This window comes from Paracoccus benzoatiresistens, from assembly GCF_026913015.1.
Lineage (GTDB): Bacteria > Pseudomonadota > Alphaproteobacteria > Rhodobacterales > Rhodobacteraceae > Paracoccus > Paracoccus benzoatiresistens.
This window is the reverse complement of sequence record NZ_JAPTYD010000007.1, coordinates 16,270-33,225: the sequence shown is the minus strand read 5'-3', so window position 1 is coordinate 33,225 and position 16,956 is coordinate 16,270. Positions and strand designations below refer to the sequence as shown.

At 64.5% G+C, this 16,956-nt stretch carries 13 protein-coding genes and 1 tRNA gene; 1 reads left to right on the top strand and 13 read right to left on the bottom strand.

All coding sequences use genetic code 11. The features are described from left to right. Positions 1–43: 43 nt before the first annotated feature. The 11 genes from OU682_RS07415 to secE form a co-directional block, all read right to left on the bottom strand. Positions 44–859, bottom strand: coding sequence for a glycosyltransferase (locus OU682_RS07415; RefSeq protein WP_268941442.1), 816 nt, complete (start codon positions 857–859; stop codon positions 44–46). After that, complete coding sequence (locus tag OU682_RS07410) at positions 859–1,797, bottom strand: DMT family transporter (protein ID WP_268941441.1); 939 nt, start codon at positions 1,795–1,797, stop codon at positions 859–861. Before OU682_RS07410 ends, OU682_RS07415 begins: the two co-directional genes overlap by 1 nt. A gap of 117 nt (positions 1,798–1,914) precedes the next feature. Beyond that, the gene (rpoC, locus tag OU682_RS07405) at positions 1,915–6,150 is read right to left on the bottom strand and encodes a DNA-directed RNA polymerase subunit beta' (protein WP_268941440.1); all 4,236 of its coding nucleotides are present in this window, start codon (positions 6,148–6,150) and stop codon (positions 1,915–1,917) included. A gap of 102 nt (positions 6,151–6,252) precedes the next feature. Further along, positions 6,253–10,398, bottom strand: coding sequence for a DNA-directed RNA polymerase subunit beta (rpoB, locus tag OU682_RS07400; RefSeq protein ID WP_268941439.1), 4,146 nt, complete (start codon positions 10,396–10,398; stop codon positions 6,253–6,255). 253 nt (positions 10,399–10,651) lie between these two features. Continuing rightward, positions 10,652–11,680, bottom strand: coding sequence for a glycosyltransferase family 4 protein (locus OU682_RS07395; protein ID WP_268941438.1), 1,029 nt, complete (start codon positions 11,678–11,680; stop codon positions 10,652–10,654). 60 nt (positions 11,681–11,740) lie between these two features. Then, entirely contained in the window at positions 11,741–12,115 is a 375-nt protein-coding gene (gene rplL, locus OU682_RS07390; protein WP_268941437.1) for a 50S ribosomal protein L7/L12, read from the bottom strand. A 64-nt stretch (positions 12,116–12,179) separates the two neighbouring features. Then, complete coding sequence (rplJ, locus tag OU682_RS07385; RefSeq protein WP_126155987.1) at positions 12,180–12,695, bottom strand: 50S ribosomal protein L10; 516 nt, start codon at positions 12,693–12,695, stop codon at positions 12,180–12,182. A gap of 228 nt (positions 12,696–12,923) precedes the next feature. After that, positions 12,924–13,622: a 50S ribosomal protein L1 gene (gene rplA, locus OU682_RS07380; RefSeq protein WP_268941436.1), complete on the bottom strand. Its 699-nt coding sequence runs from the start codon at positions 13,620–13,622 to the stop codon at positions 12,924–12,926. Positions 13,623–13,625: 3 nt separating this feature from the next. Continuing rightward, a complete protein-coding gene (gene rplK / locus OU682_RS07375; RefSeq protein WP_268941435.1) occupies positions 13,626–14,078 on the bottom strand; it encodes a 50S ribosomal protein L11 in 453 nt (150 codons plus the stop codon). A gap of 90 nt (positions 14,079–14,168) precedes the next feature. After that, the gene (gene nusG / locus OU682_RS07370; protein WP_268941434.1) at positions 14,169–14,705 is read right to left on the bottom strand and encodes a transcription termination/antitermination protein NusG; all 537 of its coding nucleotides are present in this window, start codon (positions 14,703–14,705) and stop codon (positions 14,169–14,171) included. 173 nt (positions 14,706–14,878) lie between these two features. Next, a complete protein-coding gene (gene secE / locus OU682_RS07365) occupies positions 14,879–15,073 on the bottom strand; it encodes a preprotein translocase subunit SecE (protein ID WP_268941433.1) in 195 nt (64 codons plus the stop codon). A 155-nt stretch (positions 15,074–15,228) separates the two neighbouring features. On the opposite strand from secE, the gene OU682_RS07360 reads away from it, so the two are divergent. Further along, complete coding sequence (locus tag OU682_RS07360; RefSeq protein WP_268941432.1) at positions 15,229–16,416, top strand: HPP family protein; 1,188 nt, start codon at positions 15,229–15,231, stop codon at positions 16,414–16,416. Positions 16,417–16,423: 7 nt separating this feature from the next. On the opposite strand, the gene OU682_RS07355 is transcribed toward OU682_RS07360, so the two are convergent. Together OU682_RS07355 and OU682_RS07350 are read right to left on the bottom strand one after the other, a co-directional pair. After that, a tRNA-Trp gene (locus OU682_RS07355) sits at positions 16,424–16,499 on the bottom strand. A gap of 55 nt (positions 16,500–16,554) precedes the next feature. Further along, complete coding sequence (locus tag OU682_RS07350; protein WP_268941431.1) at positions 16,555–16,938, bottom strand: acyl-CoA thioesterase; 384 nt, start codon at positions 16,936–16,938, stop codon at positions 16,555–16,557. Positions 16,939–16,956: the final 18 nt, after the last annotated feature.

Sequence of the window (16,956 nt, the reverse complement as noted above, 5' to 3'; positions counted from 1 at the left end):
GGCATATATGGGGAATCGCCTGAGGTGTCAACATGACCGCCCTTCAGCTGCCTGCGCGCGCAAGGCTTTCCAGGTCGGCGCGGGTCAGCCCGAAGCGGCGGGACAGCTGGCGGTCCAGTTCGGCCTCCTCGATACGCCAGGGAATGCCCGGCCCCATGTCCCCCGAGTCGCTGTCGGCATGGATCGAGCGGATGAACATCAACGGCCGCGTGACCGCCACCACCGGCATCCACAGGGGCAGCTTCATATGGTTGAAATGCAGCGCAGTCTGGGGCTGGTCGGGGCGCAGGAAGATCGTCAGCGCCACGCCCATGTTATGGGCGATGCGCGGGACGAATTCGGCGCCCCCTGCCCCGGCCCGCAGCATCAGCCCGCGCGAATGATCCAGCGACAGCTTCCCCTCGGCTTGCCACAACCCCTGGACCTGCGCGAAGTCGCGGCGGGCCGAGGCGACATAGTCCAGCGCCACGGCGTCGTCGTCGTCGTGGCGGAAGTGGCCCACGACATCCGCGCGGGGATCGACATGGGGCGCGATTGCCGCGCGGCAGGCGTCCAGGTGGAGCTCCATCGGCGGGACCAGTTCAAGCCGCAGTTGCGGCGTCGCCTCCGCAAGGTCGCGCAGGCGCGACATGTATGGTTCGGGCAGGTCCGGCCCGGTCATGATGACCAGGGTGAAATCGGGGTCCGTCTGGGCCAGCCAGCCGGGCAGCGCCAGCGTGGCGAACCACCTCCAGCGGCGGGCCAGCCGACCGGGGTCGTACAGGAAGGCCCGGCGTTCGTCGAACGTGGCATGGTCCTGCTGATAGCCGCGCAGGCCGACATAGGAAAACCGGCAGAGGCCAAGCATCTGCACGCGCATCAGCGCACCTTGCCCAGCTGCGCCTCGCGCCAGATGGTATAGGTGCCTGCCGCGACGACCAGGGCCGAGCCTGCCCAGGTCCAGAAGTCGGGCCATTCGCCAAAGACCACCAGCCCCATGGCGATGGCGACCAGCAGCGAGGTATAGCGGAAGGGCGCGACATAGGAAATCTCGCCCACCCGCATCGAGGCCACGGCGCTGACATAGCCCACCGTCAGGAAGGCCGCGCCCAGGGCCAGCAGCAGCACCTGCGCCGGGCTGGGCATGATCCATCCCTGCCCCAAGCTGAAGACGAAGCCGGTCGCCGTCACCCCTGCCGCGGCATAGAAGGCGATCGTGGCGGAGGTGATGTCCCGGCCAAAGCCCCGCGTCGCCAGATCGCGCAGCGCGACCATGGCCATCGCGCTGACGGCGACGACCGCCCAGATGCCGAAGACATCGCCCCCGGGCCGCAGGATCAGCAGCACGCCCAGGAACCCCAGGACCACCGCGCTGATCCGCCGCCAGCCCAGCGTTTCGCCGAAGAACGTGGCAGCCCCCACCATGACGACCAGTGGCAGCGCCTGCATGATCGCCGAGACATTGCCCATGGCCATGTTCTGCAGGGCATTCAGGAACAGAAGGGTCGAGGCGACCTCGCCCACCATGCGCCAGGCCATTGGCCTGCGGGCAGCAGGCGGGATGCGCAGGGCAATCCCCCCAAGGCGCGGCGCCACGGCAGCGATGAAGGCCATCACGAACAGCCCGCGCAGGGTGATCGCCTGGTACAAGGGCATCTCCTGCGCGACGAACTTCATCACCGTGTCGTTCAGGCCAAAGGTGACCATGCACAGCGTCATGATCGAGGCCCCCCGCAAATTGTCACCCGGCTGATGCTGGTGCGGCAGGACCGACGCCGGTTTGACCCGGCGGATCGGCGACATGATGGGCGTGCGCATGGAAACCTCGTGCCTGTCCCTGCGAGAGAGGGTCAATCCGGCAGCGCTGTCAAGCAGGCCCGGATGTGAAAAGGCCCGGCGCGGGGCCGGGCCTTTCGGGTTTTCAAAGGGATGCGATCACTCGTCGCCGCGGTTCTCGGGCAGGTCGGCGACCATGCCGGTCGCGGCCTCGTCCAGCGCGGGGGCGATCAGGGCCGCGGTGGCCTCGGCCTCGGCGCGGCGGGCCTCGATCACCTCGTTGTCACGCTCGGTCGCGATGCGGCGGACGCGGGCGGTGGCGCCACCCGTCCCGGCCGGGATCAGACGGCCGACGATGACGTTCTCCTTCAGGCCAAGCAGCTTGTCGCGCTTGCCCTGAACGGCGGCCTCGGTCAGCACGCGGGTCGTTTCCTGGAACGAGGCCGCCGAGATGAAGCTGCGGGTCTGCAGCGATGCCTTGGTGATACCCAGAAGCACCGGCTCGCCCGTGGCCGGACGGCCACCCTTGGCTTCGATCTTGGCGTTCTCTTCCTCGAACTCGTCGCGCTCGACATGCTCGCCCTTCAGCAGGGTCGTATCGCCGCTGTCGGTGATCTCGATCTTCTGCAGCATCTGGCGAACGATCACCTCGATGTGCTTGTCGTTGATCTTCACACCCTGCAGTCGATAGACGTCCTGCACCTCGTCGATCAGATAGTCCGCCAGCGCCTCGATCCCCATGATCCGCAGGATGTCGTGCGGGGCCGGGTTGCCGTCCATGATGTAGTCACCCTTCTGCACGAAGTCGCCTTCCTGCACCGGGATGTGCTTGCCTTTCGGCACCATGTATTCAACCGGCGTCACGCCCTCTTCCGACGGCTCGATGGTGATGCGGCGCTTGTTCTTGTAGTCCTTGCCGAAGCGCACATAGCCATCGATCTCGGCGATGATCGCGTGGTCCTTGGGACGACGGGCCTCGAAGAGTTCGGCCACGCGGGGAAGACCCCCGGTGATGTCCTTGGTCCGTGCGCCTTCCCGCGGGATACGCGCCACCACGTCGCCCGCGCGGATTTCCTGCTGGTCTTCGACCGACAGGATCGCGTCCACCGACATCGGATAGCTGATCGGGTTGCCCTGTTCGTTGCGGACCGGCTCGCCGTTCTCATCCATGATGATGATCTCGGGCTTCAGGTCGTTGCCTTTCGGCGCGGAACGCCAATCGGTCACGATCTTCTGCGTCATGCCGGTCGCATCGTCCGTCTCGTCGCGGACCGAGATCCCCGAGAGAAGGTCGACAAACTTCGTGAGACCCGCCTTTTCGGCAATGATCGGCAGGGTATAGGGGTCCCATTCGAACAGCTTGGCACCACGGATGACCCGCTCGCCTTCCTTCACGAACAGCTTCGAGCCGTAGAACAGCTTGTGGCTGGCGCGTTCCTGGCCCTGGTCGTCCAGGATCAGCAACTGCATGTTGCGCGACATCACGACCTGTTCGCCATTGGCGTTGGTCAGGATGTTCTCGTTGCGGAACTGGACCGTGCCCTCGTGCGAGGCGGCCTGGAACGACTGCTGGCCACCCTGCGCGATGCCGCCGATGTGGAAGGTCCGCATCGTCAGCTGTGTGCCGGGTTCGCCGATCGACTGCGCGGCAATGATGCCGACAGCCTCGCCGATGTTGACCAGCGTGCCGCGGGCCAGGTCACGGCCATAGCACAGCGCGCAGACGCCGTCCTCGGACTCGCAGGTCAGGGCCGAACGGATGCGGACCGCCTGAACGCCAGCCTGCTCGATGGCGTCGGCCTTGCGTTCGTCGATCAGCTCGTTCTTGCGGACGATGATCTCGTCCCCGCCCGGAACCAGCACGTCCTCGGCCGCGGTCCGGCCCAGCACGCGTTCGGACAGCGGGCTGATGACCTCGCCATCGTTGACGGCGGCGGATGCCGTGATGGCCTGCTCGGTTCCGCAGTCATGCTCGCGGATGATGCAGTCCTGCGCCACGTCGACCAGGCGGCGGGTCAGGTAGCCCGAGTTGGCGGTCTTCAACGCGGTGTCCGACAGACCCTTCCGGGCGCCGTGGGTCGAGTTGAAGTATTCAAGAACGGTCAGGCCTTCCTTGAAGTTCGAGATGATCGGCGTCTCGATGATCTCGCCCGAGGGCTTGGCCATCAGGCCGCGCATGCCGCCCAGCTGCTTCATCTGGTTGGTCGAGCCCCGCGCACCCGAATGCGCCATCATGTAGACCGAGTTCGGCTCCATCTCGGCGCCGTTCTCGTCCTTCTTGGTGGCCGAGATGGTGGACATCATGGCATCGGTGACGCGGTCGTTGCACTTCGACCAGGCATCGACGACCTTGTTGTACTTCTCGCCCTGGGTGATCAGGCCGTCGAGATACTGCTGCTCGAACTCCTTCACCTGCTCCTGGACTTCCTCGACGATGGACCACTTGTTGTCGGGCACCACCATGTCGTCCTTGCCGAAGCTGATGCCGGCACGGAACGCCTCGCGGAAGCCCAGACCCATGATCTGGTCGCAGAAGATCACCGATTCCTTCTGCCCGCAGTAGCGGTAGACGGTGTCGATGACGTGCTGCACGTCCTTCTTGCGCAGCAGGCGATTGACCAGCTCGAACGGCGCCTTGGCGTTCATCGGCAGCAGCGCGCCCAGCCGGACGCGGCCCGGCGTGGTTTCGTACCGCTTGACGACCTCGTTGCCGTTCTCGTCGATCTGCTTGATGCGCGCGGTGATCTTGGCGTGCAGATGCACCTCGCCTGCGGCCAGGGCGTGCTCGACTTCGTTCACGTTGGCGAAGGCCATGCCCTCGCCCTTCATGCCATCGCGCTGCATCGAGACGTAGTACAGGCCCAGAACCATGTCCTGCGACGGCACGATGATCGGCGCGCCGTTGGCGGGCGACAGCACGTTGTTCGTGGACATCATCAGGACGCGCGCTTCCAGCTGTGCCTCAAGGCTCAGCGGGACGTGCACGGCCATCTGGTCGCCGTCGAAGTCGGCGTTGAAGGCCGAGCAGACCAGCGGGTGCAGCTGGATCGCCTTGCCTTCGATCAGGATAGGTTCAAAGGCCTGGATGCCCAGGCGGTGCAGCGTCGGCGCGCGGTTCAGCAGGACCGGATGCTCGCGGATAACCTCGTCCAGGATGTCCCAGACTTCGGGGCGTTCCTTCTCGACCAGCTTCTTCGCCTGCTTGACGGTCGAGGACAGGCCCTTCGCCTCAAGCCGCGAATAGATGAACGGCTTGAACAGCTCGAGCGCCATCTTCTTCGGCAGGCCGCACTGGTGCAGCTTCAGCTCCGGCCCGGTCACGATGACCGAACGGCCCGAGAAGTCCACGCGCTTGCCCAGAAGGTTCTGGCGGAAGCGGCCCTGCTTGCCCTTCAGCATGTCGGACAGCGACTTCAGCGGGCGACGGTTGTTGCCCGTGATGACGCGGCCGCGACGGCCGTTGTCGAACAGCGCGTCAACGGATTCCTGCAGCATCCGCTTTTCGTTGCGCACGATGATGTCGGGCGCACGAAGCTCGATCAGGCGCTTCAGGCGGTTGTTGCGGTTGATGACGCGGCGATACAGGTCGTTCAGGTCGGACGTGGCGAACCGGCCGCCATCCAGCGGGACCAGCGGGCGCAGTTCCGGCGGAATGACCGGGATCACGGTCAGCACCATCCATTCGGGACGGTTGCCCGATTCCAGGAAGGATTCGACGATCTTCAGCCGCTTGATGATCTTCTTCGGCTTCAGCTCGCCCGTGGCTTCCTTCAGGTCCTCGCGCAGCTGGTCGGCAGTCGCCGCCAGGTCGATATTGGCCAGCATCGCGCGGATCGCCTCGGCCCCGATATCGGCGCTGAAGGCGTCGGCGCCGTACTGGTCCTGCGCGTCGAGGAATTCTTCCTCGGTCAGCAGCTGGCCATAGGTCAGGTCGGTCAGGCCCGGCTCGATGACGACATAGTTTTCAAAGTACAGGATCCGTTCCAGATCGCGCAGCGTCATGTCCAGCATCAGGCCGATGCGGGACGGCAGCGACTTCAGGAACCAGATATGCGCGACCGGCGCGGCCAGTTCGATATGGCCCATGCGCTCGCGGCGGACCTTCTGCAGGGTCACTTCCACGCCGCACTTCTCGCAGACGAGGCCGCGATACTTCATGCGCTTGTACTTGCCGCAAAGGCATTCATAGTCCTTGATCGGACCGAAGATGCGCGCGCAGAACAACCCGTCACGCTCGGGCTTGAACGTGCGGTAGTTGATCGTTTCGGGCTTCTTCACCTCGCCATAGGACCAGGCGAGGATTTCCTCGGGCGAGGCCAGCGAGATCTTGATTTCATCGAACTGCCGCGGCGGGGCCAGCGGGTTCAGGGGATTGGTGGCAAGTTCCTGGTTCATTCTCGATTCCTAATGAGGGGCGCGGGGGAGGCGCAGGATGGGGCAAACCCCACCCTGCCGGGCGTCAAACGGAGGGGTCCAGCCCCACCACTCGGTTCGCCCTTATTCCTCCTCCTCCGCATCCAGGAGTTCCATGTTGAGGCCCAGACCCCGGACCTCCTTGACCAGCACGTTGAACGATTCCGGCACGCCGGCTTCGAAGTTGTCGTCGCCCTTGACGATGGACTCGTAGACCTTGGTGCGGCCCGCGACGTCGTCCGACTTGACCGTCAGCATCTCCTGCAAGGTATAGGCGGCGCCATAGGCTTCAAGAGCCCAGACCTCCATCTCACCCAGACGCTGGCCACCGAACTGCGCCTTGCCGCCCAGCGGCTGCTGCGTGACAAGCGAGTACGGCCCGGTCGAACGCGCGTGCATCTTGTCGTCGACAAGGTGGTGCAGCTTCAGGACATACTTCATGCCCACCGTCACCTTGCGCGAGAACTGCTCGCCCGTGCGGCCGTCGAAGACCACGGACTGACCCGAGGTGTCGAAGCCCGCCCGGCGCAGCGCGTCGTTCACGTCCGCCTCCTTCGCGCCGTCGAAGACGGGCGTGGCGATCGGAACGCCGGTGCGGACCGTGTTGGCGTGTTCGACCAGCAGGTCGTCATCCATGCCGTCGAAGGTTTCGGCATACAGGTCGTCGCCATAGCCGATGCGCATCGCCTCGCGGACCGGAGCCATGTCGCCGTTGCGGCGATAATCCTCCAGCGCCTCGTCGATCTTGATGCCAAGACCGCGCGATGCCCAACCCATGTGGGTTTCCAGGATCTGACCGACGTTCATGCGCGACGGCACGCCCAGCGGGTTCAGCACCAGGTCGACCGGGGTGCCATCCGCCAGGAACGGCATGTCCTCGATCGGGACGACCTTGGACACCACACCCTTGTTGCCGTGACGGCCTGCCATCTTGTCGCCCGCCTGCAGCTTGCGCTTCACGGCGACAAAGACCTTGACCATCTTCATCACGCCCGGCGGCAGGTCGTCGCCCTGGCGGACCTTCTCGACCTTGTCCTCGAAGCGGGCCTCGAGGGCCTTCTTCTGGGCGTCATACTGATGGTTCAGCGCCTCGACTTCCTTGGCGGTGTCTTCCTCGCTGACGGCAAGCTGCCACCACTGGCCGCGCGACAGCGTGCCCAGCAGATCCTCGGTGATCTCGGTGTTGGCCTTGACCCCCTTCGGACCCTTCACGGCGGTCTTGCCCATGACCAGAGACTTCAGGCGGGCATAGATGTTGCGGTCAAGGATCGCCTGTTCGTCGTCCCGGTCACGGGCCAGACGCTCGACTTCCTCGCGCTCGATCTGCAGGGCGCGTTCGTCCTTGTCCACGCCATGGCGGTTGAAGACGCGGACTTCCACGATGGTCCCGTAGGCCCCCGGCGGCAGACGCAGCGAGGTGTCGCGCACGTCGGATGCCTTTTCGCCGAAAATGGCACGCAGAAGCTTTTCTTCCGGCGTCATCGGGCTTTCGCCCTTGGGCGTGATCTTGCCCACTAGGATGTCGCCCGGCCCGACTTCGGCGCCGATATAGACGATGCCGGCCTCGTCGAGGTTGCGCAGGGCTTCCTCGCCGACGTTCGGGATGTCGCGGGTGATCTCCTCGGGCCCGAGCTTGGTGTCGCGGGCCGCAACCTCGTATTCATCGATATGGATCGAGGTGAACACGTCGTCGCGGTGGATCCGCTCGGAGATCAGGATCGAGTCCTCGTAGTTGTAGCCGTTCCAGGGCATGAAGGCCACGACCACGTTCCGGCCGATGGCGAGTTCGCCCTGGTCGGTCGAGGGACCGTCCGCGATGACCTGGCCGCCCACGACCTTGTCGCCCACCTTGACCAGCGGACGCTGGTTGATGGTCGAGGACTGGTTGGACCGCTTGAACTTGCGCAGACGATAGATGTCCACCCCGGCATCGCCCGCTTCAAGACCCTCGGTCGCGCGCACGACGATCCGCTGCGCATCGACCTGGTCGATGACGCCGCCCCGGCGCGCCATGATGGCGGCACCCGAGTCACGGGCAACGGTCGCTTCCATGCCGGTGCCCACGAACGGCGCCTCGGCCCGCAGCAGTGGAACCGCCTGACGCTGCATGTTCGAGCCCATCAGCGCGCGGTTGGCGTCGTCGTTCTCGAGGAACGGGATCAGCGCCGCGGCGACCGAGACCAGCTGCTTGGGCGACACGTCGATCAGGTCGATCGCATCGACCGGGTTCAGCGTGAAGTCGCCCGCCTGACGGGTCGAGATCAGCTCGTCCACGAAGCGACCGTCGGCATCCAGCGTCGCGTTGGCCTGGGCCACGGTGTGGCGCATTTCCTCGGTCGCGGACATGTAGACCACGTCGTCGGTCACGCGACCCTCGATCACCTTGCGGTAGGGGGTCTCGATGAAGCCGTACTTGTTCACGCGGGCGAAGGTGGCCAGCGAGTTGATCAGGCCGATGTTCTGGCCTTCCGGCGTTTCGATCGGGCACATCCGGCCATAATGGGTCGGATGGACGTCGCGCACCTCGAAGCCGGCACGCTCGCGCGTCAGACCGCCCGGCCCGAGGGCCGACAGGCGACGCTTGTGCGTCACTTCGGACAGCGGGTTGGTCTGGTCCATGAACTGCGACAGCTGGCTGGAGCCGAAGAATTCACGCACCGCAGCCGCCGCCGGCTTGGCGTTGATCAGGTCCTGCGGCATGACGGTGTCGATCTCGACGCCGGACATGCGCTCGCGGATGGCACGCTCCATGCGCAGCAGGCCGACGCGATACTGGTTTTCCATCAACTCGCCGACCGAGCGCACCCGGCGGTTGCCCAGGTGGTCGATGTCGTCGATCTCGCCCTTGCCGTCGCGCAGTTCCACCAATCCGCGAACGCAGGCCACGATATCCTCGGGGCGCAGGGTCCGCTGGGTGTCCGGCGCATCCAGATCCAGGCGCATGTTCATCTTGACCCGGCCCACGGCGGACAGGTCGTAACGCTCGCTGTCGAAGAACAGGCTGTTGAACAGGGTCTGCGCGGCCTCCACGGTGGGGGGCTCGCCCGGACGCATGACGCGATAGATGTCCATCAGGGCACCCTCGCGGCCCATGTTCTTGTCGGCGGCCATCGTGTTGCGGATGTAGGGGCCGACATTGACGTGGTCGATGTCCAGCACCGGGATCTCGGTGATGCCGTTGTCCAGCAGGACCTTCAGCAGACCGCCGCTCAGGTCGCCGTCACGGTTGTATTCCGCGGTGATCTCGTCGCCGGCCTCGGCATAGATGAAGCCGGTGGTGTCGTTGACGATGTCCTTGGCGACGAAGCGGCCGATGATGCGCTCGAAGGGAACCAGCAGGTTCAGCGCCTCGCCCGATTCCTGCAGCTTCTTGACCAGGCGCGGGGTGACCTTGTCGCCGGCCTTGGCGATGACCTCGCCGGTGTCGGCGTTGACCAGGTCATAGGACGGACGGGTGCCGCGCACGCGTTCGGGGAAGAAGCGCGTGACCCAGCCCTGCGACCGGCCCTCGCGGCGCAGCGTATAGCCCACGGTTTCATAGAAGGCATCCATGATGCCTTCCTGGTCCATGCCGAGCGCGTAAAGCAGCGTCGTCACCGGCAGCTTGCGGCGGCGGTCGATGCGCGCGAAGACCAGGTCCTTGGCGTCGAATTCGAAGTCCAGCCACGAGCCGCGATAGGGAATGATGCGGCAGGCGAACAGCAGCTTGCCCGAGGAATGGGTCTTGCCACGGTCATGGTCGAAGAACACGCCGGGCGAGCGGTGCATCTGGGACACGACAACACGCTCGGTCCCGTTCACGATGAAGGTCCCGTTCTGGGTCATCAAGGGCATGTCGCCCATGAAGACGTCCTGTTCCTTAATGTCCTTGACCGATTTCGCGCCGGTGTTTTCATCGACATCGAACACGATCAGGCGCAGCGTCACCTTCAGCGGCGCGGCATAGGTCATGTCGCGCTGCTGGCATTCCTCGACATCGTATTTCGGGCGTTCCAGCTCGTACTTGACGAACTCCAGCGTCGCGGTCTCGTTGAAGTCCTTGATCGGGAAGACCGACTGGAACACGCCCTGGATCCCCTCGCCGTCGTGATGGCTCTTGCCCTCACCCGAGTTCAGGAAAAGGTCGTAGGAGGATTTCTGAACCTCGATGAGGTTCGGCATTTCCAGGACTTCGCGGATATTGCCATAATAGCGCCGGATACGCTTCTGGCCGACATAAGCTTGCGCCATGCGGATGACTTCCCTTTTCAACGCGTCATGCACCGGCACGCCTGGGGATGGCGAGCGGTGCAGGGTTGTCGGTCAGTTCGGCCCAATACCAGGGGCGCTTCCCACAGCGCCCCACCCGAACCAGAATGCTGACCCTACAAAGGCCCGCGGACGGGACTTGGTATGACCAGCAGCAACGCGTCCCTCGACTGGCCCACCATCGGCCACGAAACCCGCAGGAACCTCAGAAAAAACGATTCGCAAGCGCGCACCTTTAGCATACTGGGGCGCGAGCACAAGACCCGGCAAGCTCGCCAAAGACCTTGACCAACTCCTTCTCCTGCACTTCCGCCCCATAGCGAGCGGCGATGCCACTCGAGGCAAGATGGGCCATTGCTTCCAAACGCCGGGGATCACGACGATACTCAGCGACGACATCTTCGACCTTCTGCAGGTATCGGGGCAAGTTCCCGTCCGGAACAGGGAAGGACCAGCCCGGATCGAAGAACTCGTCTCCGCCACCGCCGGTGTAGCCGATAACGATACAGCCGGAGGCCATTGCCTCTGCCGGTGGCAGACCGAAGCCTTCCCCCTCGGAAAACGACAGAAAGATACGAGCGCGCCCAAGAAGGGAGGCCACCTCCGACAGCGGCAGCCCGTCGATAGGCTGAAACTGGTAATCAGAAACCTGCCCCCGGTCCTTCAACGATCTTACCAGCAGATCAACCTCATCGGCGCGGCGCCTTGGCATGTAGGCTATCATGTTCTCCTTCCGCCCGGGGCTGAACAGAGCCGTATCGATGGCCAAGGGGACCTTGTAGAGCGGCGACAAATCGATCAGGCGCGAGAACCCGAGACATATTTCCGAAATCGCAACTGCACCGCAGAAACGGGCAGGATCCCATTCCGCGCGCTTTTCAGCCTCTTTCAGCCACACGAAGGCCTGCACAAGAAGAACCATGCGATGGCGCGGAAAAGCTGAAGGGAGCCATGATGCCGAGTATTCCGGCACAACAATTATGTCGTCATCCCGAAGTTTCAAGGTCTCCGACTTGGGAGCGCTGAAATCTGGAAGGCGGATCCTGCGCCAAAGCGGCTCTTGTGAACGGAGGAGTCTGGCGACTTCGGCAGAATAAAGGACGGGAGTAGCCTGGCGACCGAACTTGTAGTCGAAGCCCGGCGTCTCGCAGATCGCATCCGCTTCGAAACCGTTCTGCCGCAGAAGGCGGACCCAGTCGAGAATGACGCTTACCCCGCCACAAGGGACTGCCGTTCCAGGTATGTAGAACAGAAAGCGCGCCATCATCCCTCAATGGCAGGAAAAATGCCGCCGACCAGAGGCCGGCGGCATGAATGAAGTCGATTACTTCAGCTCGACCTTGGCGCCAGCCGCTTCGAGCTTCTTCTTCATTTCTTCGGCGTCGGCTTTGGAAGCGCCTTCCTTCACCTTGCCACCGGCTTCGACCAGATCCTTGGCTTCTTTCAGGCCCAGGCCGGTGATGCCGCGCACTTCCTTGATCACGTTGATCTTGTTGGCGCCGGCGTCGACCAGAACGACGTCGAATTCGGTTTTCTCTTCGGCGGCTTCAGCCGGGCCAGCAGCCGGGCCAGCCATCATGACGGCGCCACCGGCGGCCGGCTCGATGCCGTATTCGTCTTTCAGGATGGTCTTCAGTTCCTGGGCTTCCAGCAGGGTCAGGCCCACGATTTGTTCGGCGAGTTGTTTCAGATCAGCCATTTTTCCGTTCTTTCAGTTAGTGTTCCAACGTCGGGTTTTCAGCCACACGCGGGATGGGGGTTGCTTACGCAGCCTCACGTTCCTCGAGGGTCGTGAGGATGCTCGCGATGTTCGATGCAGGCGCGCCAATGGCACCGGCGATGTTGGAGGCAGGCGCACCGAGGCAGGACACGATCTGAGCGATGAGCTCTTCACGCGACGGCATCGAGGCGACGGCTTTCACACCGGCCGGATCCAGGGCCGAATCACCCATTGCACCGCCCAGGATCACGAAACGATCGTTGTCCTTGGCGTATTTGTCGGCGATCCGCGCGGCAGCGGTCGGATCCTCCGAATAGGTGATCACGGTCATGCCCGTCAGGTAGTCGGCGATGCTTGCGCAAGGCTTACCTTCCAGGGCGATCTTGGCGAGCTTGTTCTTGGCGACGCGAACCGAACCGCCGGCTTCGCGCATGCGCGAGCGGAGGTCCTGCATATGTGCAACCGTCATTCCCTCGTAGTGGGCAACCACCACGACGCCAGAGCTTTCAAAGATCTGGCCGAGTTCTTCGACCACCTGTTCTTTTTGTGCTCTATCCACGGTTTCACTCCAAGTTGGGGGTTTCCCCCCGGCTCTCACTTTTCCCGCCCGAAGGCAGGTCGGGTCCGCTAGGGCAAGATCACCCGAAGGTCAGACCTCCGGAAAAATGCTTCCCCATCTCAGGAAGGATATTAAGCGGGTTTCCCCGCGCCCTCCGTCTCGGACAGGACGGGGCGGCTTGCGCCCCGCCATTCCCGGTCCCGAACCAAATCGGGCGCCGGAAAATTCTTACTGCGCCGTCGCCGAAGCCACGTCCACCGACACGCCCGGCCCCATGGTCGAGCTGATCGAGACCTTCTTCATGTAGGTCCCCTTCGCGCCCGAGGGCTTGGCACGGCTGACCGCGTCCACGAAGGCGCGCAGGTTCACGGCCAGCTTCTCGGCGTCGAAGGACACCTTGCCGATGCCGGCATGGACGACGCCCGCCTTCTCGGCCTTGAACTGGACCTCGCCACCCTTGGCGGCTTCCACGGCGGCCTTCACGTCAACCGTCACGGTGCCGACCTTGGGGTTCGGCATCAGGTTGCGCGGGCCCAGGATCTTGCCCAGGCGCCCGACCAGCGGCATCATGTCCGGGGTCGCGATGCAACGGTCGAACTCGATCTTGCCGGACTGGATCGTCTCCATCAGGTCCTCGGCACCCACGATGTCCGCACCGGCGGCGCGGGCTTCGTCAGCCTTGGGACCACGGGCGAAGACGGCGACGCGGACGTCCTTGCCGGTGCCTGCGGGCAGCGTCACGACGCCGCGGACCATCTGGTCGGCGTGGCGCGGATCGACGCCCAGGTTCAGCGCGATCTCGACCGTTTCGTCGAACTTGGCCGAGGCAGCGCCCTTCACCAGGTTGATCGCATCCTCGACGGACAGGTTGACCTTGCCTTCGAACTGCGCGCGGGCGGCGGCTTTTTTCTTGGAAATCTTCGCCATGGCTTAGCCTTTCACCTCGATACCGATCGACCGGGCCGAGCCGAGGATGATCTTCATCGCCTGATCCACATCGTTGGCCGACAGGTCGGCCATCTTGGCTTCGGCGATCTCGCGCACCTGCTTGACGGTCACGGAACCGGCGACAGTGCGGCCCGGCTTGTCCGAACCCTTGGCGCGGTTGCGCTTGCCGACCGGCTTCAGTCCAGCGGCCTTCTTCAGCAGGAAGGACGCGGGCGCGGTCTTCGTCTCGAAGCTGAACGACTTGTCGGCGTAATAGGTGATCACGACCGGAACGGGGGAACCCTGCTCCATCTCCTGCGTGCGGGCGTTGAACTCCTTGCAGAAGGCCATGATGTTGATCCCGCGCTGACCCAGGGCCGGGCCGACGGGGGGCGACGGGTTGGCTTGGCCCGCCTTGATTTGCAGCTTGAGGCTGCCGACAACTTTCTTGGCCATCTGGCCTTCTCCTTCATCATCACGCCCCGGATCGGGGCCGACTTAGCGGTGCGGCTTGGGTCCCGGGGACCCCGCGCCTCCCGCGACCCATCACGCGGTCTTGGCGACCTGCGTGAATTCCAGTTCGACCGGCGTCGGCCGGCCAAAGATCGACACGGTGACCTTGATGCGCGAGGACACCTCGTCCACCTCCTCGACCATGCCCGAGAAGCCTTCGAACGGGCCGTCGGTCACGTTCACCTTCTCGCCCACGTCGAAGCGGATCAGGTTGCGCGGCGCCGCCTTCTCGCCCTCGCCGCTGCGGTTCAGCATGGCGTTCACTTCATCATCGCGCATCGGCATCGGCTTGCCCTGCGCGCCCAGGAAGCCCGTCACCCGGTTGATCGAGTTCACCAGGTGATAGGTCCGGTCCGACATGTCCATGTGGACCAGAACATAGCCCGGCATGAAGCGGCGTTCCGAAGTCACCTTCTTGCCGCGCCGGATCTCGATCACTTCCTCGGTCGGGACCAGGACCTCGTCGATCTGGTCTTCCAGACCCTTCTCGGCGACGGCCTGCCTGATCGCCTCGGCGACCTTCTTTTCGAAGTTCGACAGGACGCTGACCGAATACCAACGCTTTGCCATGTTCCGATCGACCCCTGTTCATCTGCGGGGGAATCACCCGGGACGCCGGGCAACCCCTTGAATTCCTGCATGTCCGCCAAAATTGAAATCGGCGCGCATGCGGATTCGATGCACGCCGCTTGTCGGACAGTCGGGGGCAAATACCCCCGCACGGTCCAAAATGCAAGACCCGATCAGTTGCTGATCAGACGCAGCCCTTCGGTGATCCCGAAACGGATCGCCAGGTCCACCAGCGAGAAGAAGACGCTGAACAGCGCCGCCAGGATCAGCACCATGATGGTCGTCGTGACCACCTCGCGGCGCGTCGGCCAGACGATCTTTGCGGCCTCGGCGCGGACCTGGTTGATGAACTGGACGGGATTGGCCACGGCGGCGCTCCTTGATCTTTGCAGCGCGGCACATAGCGCGCCGGGCGCCGCAATTCAAGCGCCACCCCGCCGAAGGTCCCGGACGGGCCCGAGGCTGCTTGCAGCCTGCCCCGCATCTTCCTAGTGATCGTTCCGCCAGCAGAAAGGAACCGGACTTGCGCAGTTCTGCCGATTTTCATGGCCATTCCCGTCTTCGCGCGCTCGGGCCTTCCACCGCCGCCGTCCCCGCGACCGAGGCCTTGCGCGCCGGCATCGGCGCGTTGATCGGCCTTGCGGCGGCGGCGGGGCTGGCCTTGGCGATTTCGCCCGACCTGTGGCTGGGCATCTATCTGATCGCCCCGTTCGGCGCGACTTCGGTCCTGATCTTCGCCGCGCCGAACAGCCCCTTGGCACAGCCCTGGCCCGCGATCGTCGGCAACACGATCTCGGCCCTGGTCGCGCTGCTGGTCTGCCGCATGGTCGCCAACCCCATGATCGCGGTGCCTGCCTCGGTGGGCCTTGCGATCACCGCAATGGCGCTGTGCCGCGCGACGCATCCGCCGGGCGGTGCTGTGGCGATGACCGTCGCAATCGGGGCCGAGACGATTGCCCCGATGGGCATGGGCTTCGCCTTCATGCCCGTGGCTGCCGGAACCACGCTGCTGGTGGCAATCGCCTTTGTCTATGCCCACGCGACCGGGCGGCGCTATCCCTTCCGCCAGTTCGGCGAAGCCAACGTGCACGGCACTGCCGATCCCGAGCCGCCTGAACGGCTGGGCCTGACCGAGGACGAGCTGTCAGGCATCCTTGTGCGCTACAACCAGTCGCTGAACCTGGGCGTGGAGGATCTGGCCCGCCTGATCGCCGCCGCCGAATTGCAGGCAGCCAGCCACCACACAAGGGCGCAGAGCGCTGGCGACATCATGTCGCGCGATCTGGTGACCGTTGGCCCGGATACGCCGCTGCACGATGTCGCGGGGCTGTTCGTGCGCCACAGCTTCACCTCGCTGCCGGTGGTGGACGGGACCAACCGCTACCTGGGCGTCATCTTCCAGCTTCACCTGATCATGAAGGCCCATGCCGACTTTCGCCCCGATGGCAGGCTGTCGCGGGCCGATGACGACCTGCGGGCCGCCGATATCATGCAAGCCCGGCTGCCGGTGGCCGCGCCCGATACGCCGATTGCAGCCCTGCTGCCCTGGCTGGCCGCCAGCGACACCGACGCGGTGCCCGTTCTGGATGATCAACGGCTTGTCGGCATCGTCACGCGGACGGATCTGATCGCCGCGCTGGCCCGCGAAAGCCTGCGTCCCGAGAATCACCGGAACCCTGAAGCACTGATGGCGGGAAATCCTGTCGGATAGGTCCGACTGGCAGGGGTTGGGGGACTCGAACCCACGACCCTCGGTTTTGGAGACCGATGCTCTACCAACTGAGCTAAACCCCTGCGGTGCGGTCCTGATAGGATCTGCCGCCCGCCGCGTCAAGCGGGGAAAGCGGGCCTAGTCACCCTTGACCGGGCGCGCGGCCCCGTTCGCGTCCAGCGCGACAAAGGTGAAGGTCGCCTCGGTCACCTGTTCGCCATCGTCGCGGTGACGCTCGCGCCGCCAGGCCTCGACATGGATGCGCATGGAGGTGCGGCCGACATGCACGATCTCGGCGTAAAGCGAGACCTCGTCGCCCACCTTGACGGGGCGGTGGAACTTCATCCCCTCGACCGCGATGGTGGCGCTGCGGCCGCGCGCTGCCTGGGTGGCGACGGATCCGGCGGCCAGGTCCATCTGGCTCATCAGCCAGCCGCCGAAGATGTCGCCCGCCGGGTTGGTGTCGGCGGGCATGGCGATGGTGCGGATCGTCGGGCTACCGGGCGGCTGCGTCTGGCTCATGGCAGGTTCCTGGCTGGC

Excerpts from the sequence above, each read along its gene's own strand:
- OU682_RS07410 (WP_268941441.1), bottom strand. The coding sequence starts at position 1,797 with ATGCGCACGCCCATCATGTCGCCGATCCGCCGGGTCAAACCGGCGTCG.
- rplK (WP_268941435.1), bottom strand. The coding sequence starts at position 14,078 with ATGGCCAAGAAAGTTGTCGGCAGCCTCAAGCTGCAAATCAAGGCGGGC.
- rpoC (WP_268941440.1), bottom strand. The coding sequence starts at position 6,150 with ATGAACCAGGAACTTGCCACCAATCCCCTGAACCCGCTGGCCCCGCCG.
- rpoB (WP_268941439.1), bottom strand. The coding sequence starts at position 10,398 with ATGGCGCAAGCTTATGTCGGCCAGAAGCGTATCCGGCGCTATTATGGC.
- nusG (WP_268941434.1), bottom strand. The coding sequence starts at position 14,705 with ATGGCAAAGCGTTGGTATTCGGTCAGCGTCCTGTCGAACTTCGAAAAG.
- rplA (WP_268941436.1), bottom strand. The coding sequence starts at position 13,622 with ATGGCGAAGATTTCCAAGAAAAAAGCCGCCGCCCGCGCGCAGTTCGAA.
- OU682_RS07415 (WP_268941442.1), bottom strand. The coding sequence starts at position 859 with ATGCGCGTGCAGATGCTTGGCCTCTGCCGGTTTTCCTATGTCGGCCTG.
- OU682_RS07350 (WP_268941431.1), bottom strand. The coding sequence starts at position 16,938 with ATGAGCCAGACGCAGCCGCCCGGTAGCCCGACGATCCGCACCATCGCC.
- rplL (WP_268941437.1), bottom strand. The coding sequence starts at position 12,115 with ATGGCTGATCTGAAACAACTCGCCGAACAAATCGTGGGCCTGACCCTG.
- OU682_RS07395 (WP_268941438.1), bottom strand. The coding sequence starts at position 11,680 with ATGGCGCGCTTTCTGTTCTACATACCTGGAACGGCAGTCCCTTGTGGC.